This window comes from Flavobacterium ginsengisoli (assembly GCF_029625315.1).
Classification (GTDB): domain Bacteria; phylum Bacteroidota; class Bacteroidia; order Flavobacteriales; family Flavobacteriaceae; genus Flavobacterium; species Flavobacterium ginsengisoli.
This window is the reverse complement of record NZ_CP121110.1, coordinates 4,736,610-4,752,217: the sequence shown is the minus strand read 5'-3', so window position 1 is coordinate 4,752,217 and position 15,608 is coordinate 4,736,610. Positions and strand designations below refer to the sequence as shown.

The following is a 15,608-nucleotide window of genomic DNA, read 5'->3' as shown; positions in this document are numbered from 1 at the left end:
AATTCGTGGCAACCTTAAACTTTTATTCTTCGGTTAAGAGTTTAATTAGACTTTCATCTCTTCCATAAATATCTTTGTAGAAGTTTAGATTTCCTTCGCGGTCAACCCAAGCGGTAAAATATCCTATGTATACTGGAATTTTTTTCTTAAGCGTATACCAGCTTTCTTTTCCTGCATGCATGGCTTTATCAATTCTTGCAGGATTCCATTGCGGATCTACTTTTAATAATTCAATTGCCAATTCACGTGGTTTTGCTACACGGACACAACCATGACTAAATGCTCGGCTTTCTCTTTCGAACAAACTTTTTGAAGGTGTATCATGCAAATAAATATTGCTTGAATTTGGAAATAAAAACTTCACTAAACCTAAAGAATTATTTTTTCCTGGAAGCTGACGAACCGCGCCATTATTCCACTCCAGATTTTTCTTTTGCAGATAATTTTTATCCTTTGCCATTCCGGGTTTAATCTCCGAATTAATAATGCTCGTTGGTACATTCCAATACGGACTAAAAACAATATTACTCATCATTCCGCTAAAAATAACGGTTTTGGTCATTGCTCTTCCAACCACAACTGGAGAAATAAAAGCAATTTTTCCGTCTTCAATTATATACAGTTTAAATTCAGGAATATTAACTTCGATATATTTTTGACCTTTTTCTAATTCAGGATCAATCCAGCGGCAACGTTCCATATTCACGATAATTGTTTTGATACGTTCTGAAACTGGAATATTTAAATCATTTATATGCTCTAATAAAATAGTGTTTTTTGGAGTATAACCGTGACGTGCTTCATAGTACTTCATGGCTTTCATTAAAATGGTATCGCAAACGGCACTTTTATTATCTTCCTTAATATCTTTTGTTACAAAAAGCCTTTCTCTAATTTGAGCAACAATATCTGATGAATCTCCAACTTTTAACGCTTTGTAATCTTCATCAGTTTCGATAGTTTTCCAACCGCCGTTTTTCTCAATTTCTCTATATTCTTTTAAAGCATCACGAAGCTTGTAATACTGGCTGAACATCTTTTTTCTTCTTATCATCCAAAATGGTTGATTTCTTAAAAATAGAATCTGAAAGTACTTGATAGTTGAATTTTTTTCTTGGCAAAAGCCATTCTAACGAAATACTTGTTTTTTCATCAAAACCTGCATATACTTTTTCGGCATAATAGTAATACAAATTTGACAACAATAAATCGGTATCTTCTTTGGATAATTTTTTGCTTGGATTGTTTTCGAAAACCGAATTTAGTTCTTCTTTATAAGGGTAATTGGCTTTTAATCCTTCTTGATCTAAATTTTTGTATTGATTGAATAATGTACTTCCAAACTCAACTACTCCTTTATTATCCTGCCATAATTGAGTTGATTTGTTTTTTTGATACAAAGCGGTTACATCATTTTTAAATTTATCCAGTTTAGGATAATTTTCATAAAACTTCGCAATGCGTGCGGTGTCAATTGTAAGTTTTAATTCTGGAATTTTTTCAACTTTTTTTATCGATTTTTCTTCCTTCTTATCGGCTTTCGAATTACACGAAAAAACAACGAAAAAAACAACTGCAATTAAAGGCGTATACCAAATTTTCATAAGTAGATTTTTTTATTAAAAGTAAATCTGTTGAGCTTAATTATTTTCAACACATAGAAACATAATTTTTTGAAAAATTAAAAAAAGGCGTTTCGCTAATTTAAATGCACATAGTTTATCTATGTGTCGAAACTTGTTTCTTTTTAATCCCTATTTTTAGACTTAAAAATCTATGTTTCTATGTGTTAAAGTCTATTTTTTAAATTCTATTTAATGAGTTAAAAGTAGAAAAAATTCTATTAAATCAAAGAACTCTGAAATAAATCTTAACCTTATTTTTTTGAAATTTAAGCGTTTAATAAAAAAATAAAAAGCTCCAAACAATTTTCATGTCTGGAGCTTTCGCCATATAACCAACCTATTAAAAATCTTAGATAACTGTACCTTTTAAAGTAAGTACTTTAGGTGTTGTTTCTGCACTAGTTGTTACAGTAACTGTTTTTGTAAAAGCACCTTTATTTGCGGCATTGTAAGTTGCAGTAACTTTTGCAGATTTACCTGGCTGAATTGGTTCTTTTGTGTAATCTGTAGCTGTACATCCGCAAGATCCTTGTACGCTTGTAATAACTACAGCTGTTTTTCCTGTATTTTTAAATTCGTATACAATTGCTTTTGGAGTTCCTTGCGGAATTTGTCCTACATCAATTGTTTCTGCTTTCCAAACAATTGTAGAAGCTGCAGCAGTTTCTGAAATTTCATTATCTGAAACTAAAGATTGTACTGGCGCAATTGCCGAAAAAGACATTAGGCCTAAAGCCAAAGCTAACATCGAAATTTTGATCATTTTCATAACTGATATATTTAAAATGGTTTGTAGTTCATTTTGATATTACAAAGGTAATTCAGACAAAAACAAATCGCTGTTAACCGCTTTCAAACGTTTGTTAATGACTTGTTAATCGCTTATTTTCAGGCTAAAATTGATTAATATTACACTCTTAAAATTCTGCATTCTTGAAAATTAATAAACTTAACAGCATCATTATCTTAGGATTGGTAGCCATCATCAGTATTTTGGTGGCACAATTGTTATGGACAAAAGAGGCTTTCACAATCGAACAAAAAAAACTTAGCCAAAAAGCACATATTGCTTTGCTAGAAGTGGCTAAAAAATTATACGAAGGAACTAATCATGAACTTCCGGTTCAGAATCCTGTACAGAAAATTGCAAACGACTATTATATTGTAAATGTCGACAATGAATTTGAACCTGATATTTTAGAATTTTATCTAAAGACAGAATTCAAAAAAATGAATATCACGACCGACTTTGAATATGCAATGTACAATTGCCAAAGTGATGAAATGATTTATGGCGATTATATTTCGCTTTCGAAGAAAAAATCAGAATGTAAAAAGACTGTTTATTTTCCTAAACATAAAAATCTGGTTTATTATTTCGCTGTTCGTTTTCCGAATGAAACCACCTATTTATTCAGTTCTATGCGTTTTTGGTTTATTCTTTCAACCGCATTGATTCTGATTTTATTGATTTATGTGTATTCTATTTTTACACTTTTACAGCATAAAAAATATTCAGAACTGCAGCGTGATTTCATCAATAATATGACGCACGAATTTAAAACTCCTTTAGCATCTATTCTTATTGCATCGAAATATTTGATCGAACAAAAACCAATTAAAGAAGATAAAAAACTTTTTACTTATACCGATATTATTATCAATCAAGGAAATAAACTAAACGGCCACATCGAAAAGATTCTAGATATTGCAAGATCTGATTATACTCCGTTAGAACTTAAAAAAGAAAGTATTTTAATTGTTCCGATTATTGAAGAGACAATAGAAAACATTAAACTAAAATATCCTGAGGCTTCTATTACAATTGAAACCGTTTCAAAAGAATATTTGCTTGAAACTGATACTTTTCATTTTGCCAATTTAGTTTATAATTTATTGGATAATGCTATAAAGTATTGTAATGAAAAACCAGAAGTTACAATAAAAATCATTGAAGATAATAATTGTCTAAAACTCGAATTTATTGATAATGGAATTGGCATTAATCCTAAAAAAATATCTTTTATCTTTGATAAGTTTTACCGCGTTCAGAACGAAAAAAGTAACGAAGTTAACGGTTTTGGACTTGGTTTATATTATGTGAAAGAAATCTGCAGTTTGCAAAACTGGAAAATAAAAGCCGAAAATAATCAAGAAAAAGGTGTTACTTTAACTTTATCAATTCCTTACAAAAAATGAAAAATTTCAAAATACTATATGCTGAAGACGACGAAACCCTTGCGTTTTTAACCAAAGATAATTTGGAGCAAAATAATTATGAAGTGATTCATTGTTCTGACGGAAAATCGGCACTTAAAATTTTTGAGGAAGAAGAATTTGATGTGTGCATTTTTGATATTATGATGCCAAAAATGGATGGTTTTGAGCTTGCAGAAGCAGTTCGAAAAATTGATGTTAATGTTCCGATTATTTTCCTTTCGGCTAAAACTTTAAAAGAAGATCGCATTAAAGGACTTCGTCTCGGGGCAGATGATTATTTGGTAAAGCCTTTCAGCATTGAAGAGTTACTTCTGAAAATTGAAATTTTCTTGAAACGATCTCAGAAAAATATTCCGCCTGCAAAAACAATTTATGAGGTAGGAAAATATCAGTTTGACACTAAAAATTTCATTCTTTTTAATGACGAAGAAAAAGTTGGATTAACCCAACGTGAAGCCGAATTATTGAAACTTTTTCTAGATCATAAAAATTCTGTTTTAAAACGCGAACAAATCTTAACCTCTTTATGGGGAACAGATGACTATTTTATGGGAAGAAGTCTAGATGTTTTTATTTCGAGACTGCGTAAAATCTTAGCCAACGAGCAAGGCATTTCGATTGAAAACCTACATGGAATTGGGTTTAGATTTTCTATTGGGTAAACTTTTTTTCTTAAAGTAAAGTAACCACAAAGTTTTGTCATTCCGACGGAGGAGGAATCTCCATGACAATATTCCACAAAGTTATTCCAATCTTTGACGAGCTACTTACGGAGATTCCTCGTTCCTCGGAATGACAAACTAGGCTTGAAAAACTTTAAATAACATACCTGTAACCACAAAGTTTTGTCATTCCGACGGAGGAGGAATCTCCACGACAATATTCCACAAAGCTATTCCAATCTTTGGCGAGCTACTTAGGGAGATTCCTCCTCCGTCGGAATGACAAACTAGGCTTGAAAAACTTTGTCTTCGAATTAATATTCCAAAAATTTCAATTCAGGATTTATAGTTTTAATTAAATCAATTTTCTTCTCTCTCCTCCATCCTTTAATTTCTTTCTCCCTCGCAATCGCTTCTTGAATCCAAGTAAATTTTTCATAATAAAGTAAGAACTCAACATTGTATTTCGAAGCAAAAGTTTTATGGTTCAATAAAACATTCTCTTTATGCTTTATTAATCTCTTTTTTAAATTATTAGCAACTCCAACATAAAAGACAGATTTCGATTTATTTGTCAAAATATAAATGAAATAAGTATGAAAACCTTCTTGTAAATGCATAAATTTAAATAATGACAATACTACTAAAAATAAAGAAAAATCTGTAAATTAATTTTAGAAAAACTTTGTATTTTTAGTATCTAATTTTCTTGGATATGAAATTACATCATTTGCGAAATGCCACTTTGGTAATTGAAACAGAGAAGCATGTCATTTTAGTTGACCCAATGTTAGGTAAAAGAAAAACAATTCCGCCTTTTACTATTTTCAGATATAAACCGAAAAGAAATCCGTTGGTGGCACTGCCAAAAAACAGTCGCGACATCTTAAGTCGAGTTACGCATTGTTTGATTACACATTTGCATGCAGATCATATTGATAAAGCCGGCGAGGTTTTTTTAAGACGAAAGAGCATTCCTGTTATTTGCAGTTCTAAAGACGAAAAAGCGCTCGTTCAAAGAGGACTTAGTGTAATTCAGACTCTAGAATATTGGGAACCACAAAAGTTCTTAGACGGAAAAATTACTGGAATTCCAGCTATTCATGGTTATGGTTTTATCGCCAAATTAATGGGAAATGTCATGGGATTTCTTATTGAATTAGCCGATCAAAAATCAATTTATATTAGTTCTGATACTATTTTTACAGCACATGTAGAAAAGGTTTTAACGCAATTTAAACCTGATATTTCGATTGTAGCCTGCGGAACTGCAAGACTTGATATTGGACAGCCATTATTAATGCGAATGGATGACATTTTAAAATTTGTCACACTTGCTCCTGGAAAAGTTCTTGCAAATCATTTAGAGGCTTTAAACCATTGTCCGACAACAAGACTTCAATTAAAAACGGCTCTTTCAGATCATGGTCTTTTAACTAAAACTTCTATCCCAAATGATGGAGAATGTATTGAATATTAAAGTACCAATAATCCAAATTCACGCAAAGTGTTTATAGGTTTAGAGTACCAGAACAATTCGAAATCTTCCAATTCGGTTTCAAAATCAGTTTTGACTTCTTGAAAAGTATAATTTTTAGAACCTGAAACGGCTATTTTTGATAAAATCGCAACTAGCCATTCGCCTTCTTCTTTGCTGGTTTGAATATCGAAACTTTCTTTTTTATCGTGAAAAGTCAATGACATCATTTCCCAACTTCTTCCTTTTTTCGATTTCGTAAATAAAGACACTGAAGGTTTTCCGCCCAACCAAACCACTTTTGCATTTGGTTTTGTATTGAAATCGTTTTGTTCTTCTAAGGCATTAAAAATAAAATCGGGATGAATTTTTGTTTTCGGAATTTTAAAATCGAACCAATCTTGCAATTCGTAATCAAAACAGATTCCATGCATGAAATTGAAAAGCGATTTCTTTAATCCGAAACTGAATTTATCGTGATTGATTCCTGTAGAATCAATGTATTCTATATCATTATTCGCAAAAGTTCCTATTACTTCTGTTTTCTTGGTCACCCCAAATTTCTCTGGATATAATCCGACTGGACTATGCGCCGTAAGAGCAAATTGATGCCAAAAACCAGATTGTAAAACTCCAGCTTCAAACAATTGGCGAACCATTTCTAAACTATCAACCGTTTCCTGAATCGTTTGTGTTGGATATCCATACATTAAATACGCATGAACCATAATTCCTGCTTCGGTAAAGTTTCTGGTTACTTTTGCCACTTGTTCTACTGTAACTCCTTTATCAATTAATTTCAATAATCGGTCTGAAGCAACTTCTAGACCACCTGAAACAGCAATACAGCCAGAAGCTTTCAGTAACAAGCATAAATCTTTTGAAAAGCTTTTTTCAAATCTGATATTTGTCCACCATGTTACGGCGAGTTTTCTTTTAGAATTTCAAGAGCTAGAGCACGCATTAAAGCTGGCGGTGCGGCTTCATCAACAAAATGAAATCCGTTTTGACCTGTTTTTTCTATCAATTCCTCCATTCGATCACAAAGCAAACTTGCCGCAACTGGCTCGTAAACTTTTATATAATCTAAAGAAATATCGCAAAAAGTACATTTTCCCCAATAACAGCCATGCGCCATTGTGAGTTTATTCCATCTTCCATCGCTCCACATTCTGTGCATCGGATTTACAATTTCGATAACCGAAATATATTTATCTAAAGGAAGATCTGAATAATCTGGTGTTCCTACATAAGCTTGTTTGTAATCGTGTTTTAAAGAATTGTTTTTGTAAACGACTTCTCCGTTTTCTAATAAAAAGTTCTTTTAAAAGAATCGGAATCTGGATTTTCTAAATGAAAAATTAATTCTTCGATTGGGACTTCCCCATCATCTAAAGTAATAAAATCGAAAAACTCAAAAACACGTTTATCAGAAAGCGAACGTAATTCGGTATTTGGAAAACCGCCTCCCATTGAAATTTTTATTTCAGGATGATTTTCTTTAACCCATTGTGCGCAACGAAACGCGCTATATAAATTCCCTGGAAAAGGAACAGAAATTAGAAATAAAGTCGGTTTTATCGCTTCTATTTTAGCTTTTAATAGCGAAATTAAAATCGAATCAATGTAAGTTGGTTTTTGCTGTAAAGCTTCGTATAACTCATCAAAAGAATTGGCACTTCGTCCTAAACGTTCTGCATATCGGCTGAAACCAAAATTTTCATCGACGCATTCTACAATAAAATCTGAAATATCTTCAAGATATAACGTTGCCAAATGTTTTGCTTTGTCTTGAGTTCCCATTGTTCCAAAAGCCCAATCCAATTCTTCTAGCTGTGCAAAACGAGAGGCCTCTGGCAAAAAATCTTCCTGACAAATCTGTAAAGCCAAAGTTGGATTTTTTCCTTGCAAAAACTGAATTACAGAATCGATTGTTTTGATATATTCGTCTTGAAGAGCAAAAATACGTTTAGAATTATCTGAGATTTCAGAGTCAAGTTGAAACTTAGAGCTTGAGATTTCAAACAAATCAATAAGCCCTTTTTTTGAAAACAATTCCAAAATCACATCAATACCCAAATCTGCCTGAACCGATTCGATACTTTTAGTGTTTAAAAAACCTTTTATATACGCCGTTGCCGGATACGGTGTATTCAGTTGTGTAAAAGGCGACGTAATTACAAAAAGTTTCGTTTTCAAAAGAGTTTTTTTTTGCAAAAATAAGGGATATTTAGAATTATTCGACAAAAGAAATAAATCCGAATTATTTGGCTAACATCTCTTACTATTTTAAATTTTTATTATTGATATTAAACTTACAAAAACATTTTCTTTTCATATTTATGGCATTGTATTTTGGCTATATTTGCCAACAAAATTTCCTTAAATGAAGCTTAGAACTTTACTCTTATTTATTGTTTTTATTAAATATTCTTGTGTTTTTTCGCAAGAAATTAATCCAAATTCTTCCCGTAATTTATTATTAGAAGATAAAGATGGCCATCTAATTCAAAATTTGGAACAGCAAAAGCAATTTTTGAAAATCAGAGAGGAAAAGATGAAGGCAGAAGTCTTGAATTTGCAAAAGGCAATTTTTAATTCAGGCAACGGAAATTTGACTTCAAAAACAGCAGCGACTCTTCAAGGCGTAGAAATGTGTACTAATTCAGGTTTTGAGCAATATGAAACGGTCAACGGAAACAGTTATCTTAAGAATTTTCTTTGTACAATTGGCGATCCTCCTGGTCCAACGCAATGCCAATCAATAAGTAATACTGCCGACTCGTATATTAATCGCTATAATCCTAATAATATGGATATTATGGCAACTACTGTTTCTTCCAATTTAATTGACCCTTATATGGGAGACATTAAAGCATTTGACCAATATGCTCTTAAAATCAATTATGAGAACTCCTCTACCTATGGCTCTATTGTTCAAGGCAAAAGGTTTAAAACCAATAATGAAAATTATCTAAAATTTAATTACAAAGCTGTACTGCAAAGTGTATACGACGATAGCCATACGGATAATCAAGCTTTTGTAAAAGCACGTATTTTAGATAAAAACAAAAAAGTTGTGAGTGAATTTTGTTTGGTTGGAGACGAAAAAAATTGTATTTTCAGTAAGGTTCCAAGTCAATATTCTGATTTTGTTACTTTATATACTACCAATTGGCAATCTGGAATATTGGACATTTCATCAATTCCAAATAATGAGGAGTTTACCGTTGAATTTATGGCTTCAAGATGTGGATTGGGCGGGCATTTTGGGTATATGTATATTGATGATGTTTGTACCTTACACTCTGCAGAAAACTTGCAAGGTTCTATAGAGCTTGATCCTTTGAATAAAGTTTGTCCGACTTTACCAATTTCAGTTTGTGGCAATTATACAATTCCTAATTCTGGAGGAATTTCTGCATCAGTAAAAAAAATCACTTTAAATGTTTACAACAGTAATAATGTGTCTGTTTACAGTACATCAACTACTTCAAGCTTAGACACAACAAATAAAAAATTTTGTTTTACATTAAAAACCAGTGATTTTCCAAATATTACAAATGCTAATTATAATGTAGGCGTACAAATAGATTATAACATTTCTGGGACTTCATGCTCCGGAACCACATTTGATTCTGCTACAGATCCTGATGCAAATCCTGGTTGGGATATTTCTTTTTTAAATTGCTCTTCAAGTTGTACTATTAATGTAACAACTGCAAAAATATCTCAATGTGATGCCAACCGCGACGGAACTGAAAACTTTAATTTATCTACATTAAATTCTTTAATAGTTCCTTCTACAACGGGGTTAAATTTTAGTTATTTCAAAAATTATAATGAAGCAGAATCTAACTTGAATGCTATCACCAATTTTACAAGTTATCCAAGTTCAAGTGCTTCTATTTTTGTTAGAGTAAGTAAGGATGCAACTTGTTATAAAATAATTTCTGCCAATTTAGAGGTGAGAAATCCAACAGCAAATATTACAGGTATTTTAAATGTTTGCTCTGGAAGCACTGTATTAACCGCTTCTTCAGGAGCTTCGTATTTATGGAGTACAGGGGCAACTACCCAAAGTATTACGGTAACTTCGCTAGGAAATTATTCTGTTACTGTGAAGGACTCTTTTGGATGTTCCAGCGATGCAAGTGTTAGTATCGAACCTAGCCAAACTGCTGTGTCTCCTACCTTGCAGATTACGCAACCTTCTTGTTTTGTAACTACAGGAACGATAAAAGTAACTTCACCGGCATCACAATACAGTTTTGATGATGGCGCAACTTGGGAGACAAACGCTACAAAGAGTAATTTATACCCTGGAAACTATTTAGTAAAAATAAAGACTGTAAATGGATGCACTTCTTATTCGCAAAGTGTTACTATTACAGCGGCTTCTACTTCGTATCCAAATTACAGCTATACCAATCCTTTATTTTGTGGAGATACAGGCAGTATTACTATTATAACGCCAGCTTCGTACTATAGTTTTGATGATGGTAAAACTTGGGGAAATAATCCTACTGCTAACAATCTTTTACCTGCAACTTATAAAATTCGAACCAAAGATTTACAAGGTTGTATTTCATCAGCAAATAATGTACTCATTAGTAGCAATACTTTAGAAACTCCAACTTATACAATCGTACTACCCGCTTGTAATACAAAAGGAAGCATAACCATCAATACTCTTTCTGATTTTTATACTTTTGACGGAGGAGCCACATGGGTTACAAATAACAAAATGAGCAACTTAGATGCAGGAAGCTATTCTTTAGGAATAAAAAATGCTTTAGGTTGTACTTCTGGTTATTCCTATGCTTATTTAAATGATTTTAAGGACTCCTATCCCGAATACACAACTGAACAGCCTGTTTGTGGAAGGGACGGAAGCATTACTATTACTACAGTAGCAGATTCATATAGTTTTGATAATGGGGCAACTTGGACTAGCAATAATGTTAAAACTTTACCTTTTGGAACCTATCAAATAAAAATAAAAAACAGTGCAGGATGTATCAGTTCTGCTAATTATGTTTATTTATATCAGCCTTATTTGGATACCCCGATTATTAGCTTGGAACAGCCAACTTGTGGTACAAATGGAAAAATCACTATCAACTCATTATCCGACTTTTATAGTTTTGACAATGGCGCAACGTGGACAACTTTAAATTCTAAATCATTACCTCCTGGCATTTATAACATAATTATAAAAAATAGCCTTGGCTGTACCTCTTATCCAAATACTGCTTATTTAAATAATCCAAATATAGATGTACCCGATTACACTGTTGTTCAACCCACTTGTACATCTCCGGGTAGCATTAAAATAAATACAACTGCTAGTTTCTATAGTTTTGATGGAGGTTATACTTGGGGAACTTCTCCTTCATTACCAAATCTTACTTCTTATGGATATTACAACATTGCGATAAAAAATAGTTTAGGATGTGTTTCTAACTCGGTAAGCGTTCAAATTAACAACGCAAGGCTTCCTGATCCAGATTATACAGTTACCAACCCTAGTTGTGGAAATATTGGCAATATTACATTCAACACTACTGCAGATTATTACAGTATAGATTATGGTTCAACCTGGAGTACAAGTAAGGTTTTTAATAATTTAAGTCAGGGATCTTACTATTTAATGATAAAAAAAGGGAATTGTACATCCAATTACATTTCCATTTATATGGACTCTTCAATGCTGGCACAACCTAATTTAACCACAGTTCAACCAGGATGCGGAACAAAAGGCAGTATTAAAATTAATACTACTGCAAGCTTTTACAGTCTTGATGGGACAAATTGGGTAACAAGTCCTGTTTTTTCTAACCTATCTCCAGGATATTATTACCCCGTGATTAAAAATGCTCAAGGTTGCGTTTCTAACTCGAACTCAGTATATCTTCAAGAGTTTTATCTGCCCAATCCTACCTTCAAAATAACACAACCTACTTGTGGAACTGGAGGAAGCATAAACTTTACTTCAACTGAAGCACAATACAGTATCGATGGAGGTAGAACTTGGAGTACTAATCCTTTATTTACTAATCTTAGTCCAAACTCTTATTCTTTGGTAGTAAAAAATGCCTCTGGTTGCACATCTAACCCATACAACGCATACGCTTACTTACAACAATATTATTTGCCTAACCCTGATTTTACAGTAATCCAGCCAACATGCGGCGTTAATGGAAGCATTACTATTGCAACAGTTGCTTGCTTTTTATAGTTTTGACAATGGTAATACTTGGACAACTAAGCCTGTTCTTTCTGGACTCACTTCTGGTTATTATAACATTATGATAAAAAACGCGACAGGTTGTAAATCTTATGGTTTATCAGTAAACATTAATCCTTATTATCTGCCCAATCCAAACATAAAAGTAGTACAACCTAGTTGCGGAAACGACGGTAGCATTACCGTTACAACTCCTGCTGACAGTTATAGTTTTGATGGAGGCACCACTTGGACTACAAATCCAATTTTATTAAATCCCGCAAATACGTCTTATAGTGTACTTATTAAAAATGTAACAGGTTGTAAATCAAATTCACAATATGTTTACATATACAAGTATTACCTACCGTCACCAAATATAACTTCTATTCAGCCTACATGCAGTAATCCTACAGGAACTATAATCGTAAATTCTACTGCAGACCAATATAGTTTTGATGGAGGAACAACTTGGACTACAAACCCTATAAAGAAAAATTTAGCTGACGGCTCATACAATGTAATAATAAAAAATACTTTAGGCTGTACCTCTTCTAGTAGCTATACTTATATAAACACTCCTCCTGCAATTCCTGCCGCACCCGATGTGAAGATAGTTCAACCTTCTTCTTGTGGCGCAACCGATGGTACCATTACCATAACAACACCCGCGATTAGTTATAGTTTCAATGACGGAAACAGTTGGACAACGAGTCCTACGAAAGTAAATGTAGGAGCTGGTACATATATTATTAAAATCAAAACAAATTCATATAGTTGCGAATCATTAACAACTATTGCCAACTTGAGTTCTGGCACTACAATTGCGGCTCCAAATTTCACTACAACACAACCAAATTGCACCTCGTCAAAAGGTTCTATTACCATTACAACAAATGCATCAACTTATAGTTACGACAATGGATTAACTTATGTTTTTTCTAATACAAAAACTGATCTATCTCCAGGTACTTACTTTGTAAAAATTAAAAATTCAGTAGGTTGTGTTTCAGATCTTGCTAAAGTCACGATATCGCCATTATCACCGCTTGCAGCTCCTGCTTTTACAACAACTCAGCCCACATGCACCAATTTTACAGGATCAATTACAATTAATACCGCTGCTGATCTCTATAGTTTTGATAACGGAATTACATTTGGAACATCTAAAACAAAATCTAATTTATCTGCAGGAACCTATAATTTGATGATCAATAAATCTGGTTGTATTTCTCTTGCTGTGCCTGTGACAATACAAGCTGCACCTGTAATACCCGAAGCGCCACAAGTTGTAGTTACTGAACCAACGGGCTGTAATTCGGCTACTGGAAGTATTATGGTTACTACAGTTGCAAATCAATATAGTTTTGATGATGGTCTTAATTGGAGCAACAGCAATACTGCCAGTCTATCTCCTGGAAGTTATTTTATCCGAATAAAATATACAAATGGCTGTCCATCTATTGCGTATAAAGCAACTATAAATGCAGCGCCAGATGCTCCCTCAATTCCAACTTTAAATGTTACTCAACCTACTACTTGCAGCAATCCATTTGGCTCAATTTCGATTACAAGTACTGCCGCTCAATATAGTTTTGACAATGGTAAAAATTATTCAGCCAATCCAAATTCGGGTAATTTAGTTGCTGGAACCTACATGGTTCGAGTTAAAAATAGTCGTGGCTGTGAGTCTGCTCCATTATCTGCGACCATTAATCCTCCAACAGATTATCCGAGCAATCCTGCATTTACAACTATCCAGCCCGATTGCAATAATCCTAAAGGTACTATTACAATTACCGATGTTGCATCAGAATACAGTTTTGATAATGGTGATAGCTGGGTTACAACTGCAGTGAAATCAAATCTTGACCCAAAAACTTATTCTATTAAAGTGAAAAATAATAAGGGCTGTATCTCAAATGCAACCACGGTTACTATAACTCCTTTTACAAATTTTACTCCAAAGCCTACTCTTGTAAGCCCTCAAACATTCTGTATTCAACAAAATGCGACATTAAATTCAATTACAATTGCAGGACAAAACATAAAATGGTATGACGCATTAACAAACGGATCTCTCTTGTCCAATACAACTTTGCTTCAAAATGGTAAGATTTATTATGCTTCGCAATCTATAAATGGCTGTGAGAGCGAAAGAGTTACCGTGTCTATAAAAATTCAAGATACTCCTGCTCCTTCTGGAGATGCAAATCAGACATTTTGTACAGGACAAAGTGCAACTTTAGCAACTATTAAAATTACGGGAACTTCAATAAAATGGTATAACGCATTAAACAATGGTTCTTTATTAGCAGAAACCACAAATCTAGAAAATGGAAAAACTTATTATGCTTCTCAGACAGAAAATAATTGTGAAGGATCTAGATTGGCAGTTACAATCTCAATTATAAACACACCAGTAGCTCCAACTGCAAATGGAAATCTAGAGTTTTGTAAAAATGAGAATGCAAAATTAAGCAACATTCAAATGACAGGTCAAAACATAAAATGGTATGACACCGCTTTTTCTGCTGCCGCACTGGCAAATACTACTTTGTTGGAAAATAATAAAACCTATTATGCTTCGCAAACTGTTGGATGTGAAAGCGATAGAATACCAATTCTAGTCCACGTTTATGACACTGCCCTACCAACCGGTAAGAGTAGTCAGCAATTCTGTATTGACCAAATTGCTACTTTAGAGAACCTTAATATAAAAGGAACAGATTTAAAATGGTACGATTCCGCAACTAATGGAAGTCTTTTGTCTGAAACTAATTTATTAGAAACCAGAATATACTATGCAACACAAACAGTAAATAACTGCGAAAGTGAAAGATTTGCTGTATCAGTAAAAATTCAGGATACTTCAATTCCATTTTCAGATTCGCCACAATCATTTTGCATTCAAAAAAATGCCAAAATCAGTAATATTGCTATAGATGGTCAAAATATAAAATGGTACGAAAGCACTTCATCAAATAATCCTTTATCAGAATCAACTTCTCTTGAAGATGGAATAACTTACTATGCTTCTCAAACAATCAGCGGCTGCGAAAGTGACAGAATTCCTGTAACGATAAATATTCTTGGAGCTACAACATCAGAATGCATTCATTTTGTTGAAGAACTCCCTTATCCAAAATTCTTTACTCCAAATGGTGATGGCCATAATGACACTTGGACAATCGATCCTAATTATTTGGCTCCTAATTCATCTATTAGAATATTTGATCGCTACGGAAAACTCATAAAAGAACTAAGATTAAATAATTCTTGGGACGGAAATTACTTAGGAAATCAAGAACCTTCTTCAGATTATTGGTTTACGGTTACAAGATTTAATGGAAAAGAATTTAGAGGACACTTTTCTTTAAAAAGATAAAAAATTA

At 33.0% G+C, this 15,608-nt stretch carries 9 protein-coding genes and 1 pseudogene; 5 read left to right on the top strand and 5 right to left on the bottom strand.

Annotated features, from left to right (window positions below; all coding sequences use genetic code 11):
• Window positions 1-22: 22 nt before the first annotated feature.
• From P5P87_RS22585 to P5P87_RS22575, 3 genes are all read right to left on the bottom strand, one after another.
• On the bottom strand, window positions 23-1,054 hold the full coding sequence (locus P5P87_RS22585) for a L,D-transpeptidase family protein (protein ID WP_278020678.1): 1,032 nt from the start codon (window positions 1,052-1,054) through the stop codon (window positions 23-25).
• Window positions 1,008-1,604, bottom strand: a complete 597-nt coding sequence (locus P5P87_RS22580; RefSeq protein WP_278020677.1) for a L,D-transpeptidase scaffold domain-containing protein — start codon at window positions 1,602-1,604, stop codon at window positions 1,008-1,010. Before P5P87_RS22580 ends, P5P87_RS22585 begins: the two co-directional genes overlap by 47 nt.
• A gap of 370 nt (window positions 1,605-1,974) precedes the next feature.
• A complete protein-coding gene (locus P5P87_RS22575; RefSeq protein ID WP_278020676.1) occupies window positions 1,975-2,394 on the bottom strand; it encodes a DUF1573 domain-containing protein in 420 nt (139 codons plus the stop codon).
• Window positions 2,395-2,558: 164 nt separating this feature from the next.
• Here P5P87_RS22575 and P5P87_RS22570 point away from each other — a divergent pair, with 164 nt between their 5' ends.
• Window positions 2,559-3,824, top strand: a complete 1,266-nt coding sequence (locus P5P87_RS22570) for a sensor histidine kinase (RefSeq protein ID WP_198858357.1) — start codon at window positions 2,559-2,561, stop codon at window positions 3,822-3,824.
• Window positions 3,821-4,507 (top strand): response regulator transcription factor, encoded by a 687-nt coding sequence (locus tag P5P87_RS22565; protein WP_198858356.1) that lies wholly within the window; start codon window positions 3,821-3,823, stop codon window positions 4,505-4,507. The genes P5P87_RS22570 and P5P87_RS22565 overlap by 4 nt, the downstream gene beginning before the upstream one ends.
• A 314-nt stretch (window positions 4,508-4,821) precedes the next feature.
• Here the strand turns inward: P5P87_RS22565 and P5P87_RS22560 are convergent, their stop codons facing one another.
• Entirely contained in the window at window positions 4,822-5,127 is a 306-nt protein-coding gene (locus tag P5P87_RS22560) for a GIY-YIG nuclease family protein (RefSeq protein WP_278020675.1), read from the bottom strand.
• Window positions 5,128-5,222: 95 nt separating this feature from the next.
• On the opposite strand from P5P87_RS22560, the gene P5P87_RS22555 reads away from it, so the two are divergent.
• Complete coding sequence (locus P5P87_RS22555) at window positions 5,223-5,987, top strand: MBL fold metallo-hydrolase (protein WP_198858354.1); 765 nt, start codon at window positions 5,223-5,225, stop codon at window positions 5,985-5,987.
• On the opposite strand, the pseudogene P5P87_RS22550 reads toward P5P87_RS22555, so the two are convergent.
• Window positions 5,984-8,183: pseudogene (locus P5P87_RS22550) on the bottom strand (B12-binding domain-containing radical SAM protein). The gene P5P87_RS22555 and the pseudogene P5P87_RS22550 sit on opposite strands and share 4 nt — an antisense overlap.
• A gap of 187 nt (window positions 8,184-8,370) precedes the next feature.
• Between P5P87_RS22550 and P5P87_RS22545 the strand changes: the two are divergent.
• A complete protein-coding gene (locus P5P87_RS22545; protein WP_278020674.1) occupies window positions 8,371-12,225 on the top strand; it encodes a hypothetical protein in 3,855 nt (1,284 codons plus the stop codon).
• Window positions 12,185-15,601 carry a T9SS type B sorting domain-containing protein gene (locus P5P87_RS22540; RefSeq protein ID WP_278020673.1) on the top strand — a complete coding sequence of 1,139 codons (3,417 nt, stop codon included), beginning with the start codon at window positions 12,185-12,187 and terminating at the stop codon, window positions 15,599-15,601. Before P5P87_RS22545 ends, P5P87_RS22540 begins: the two co-directional genes overlap by 41 nt.
• The last annotated feature ends 7 nt before the right edge of the window (window positions 15,602-15,608 follow it).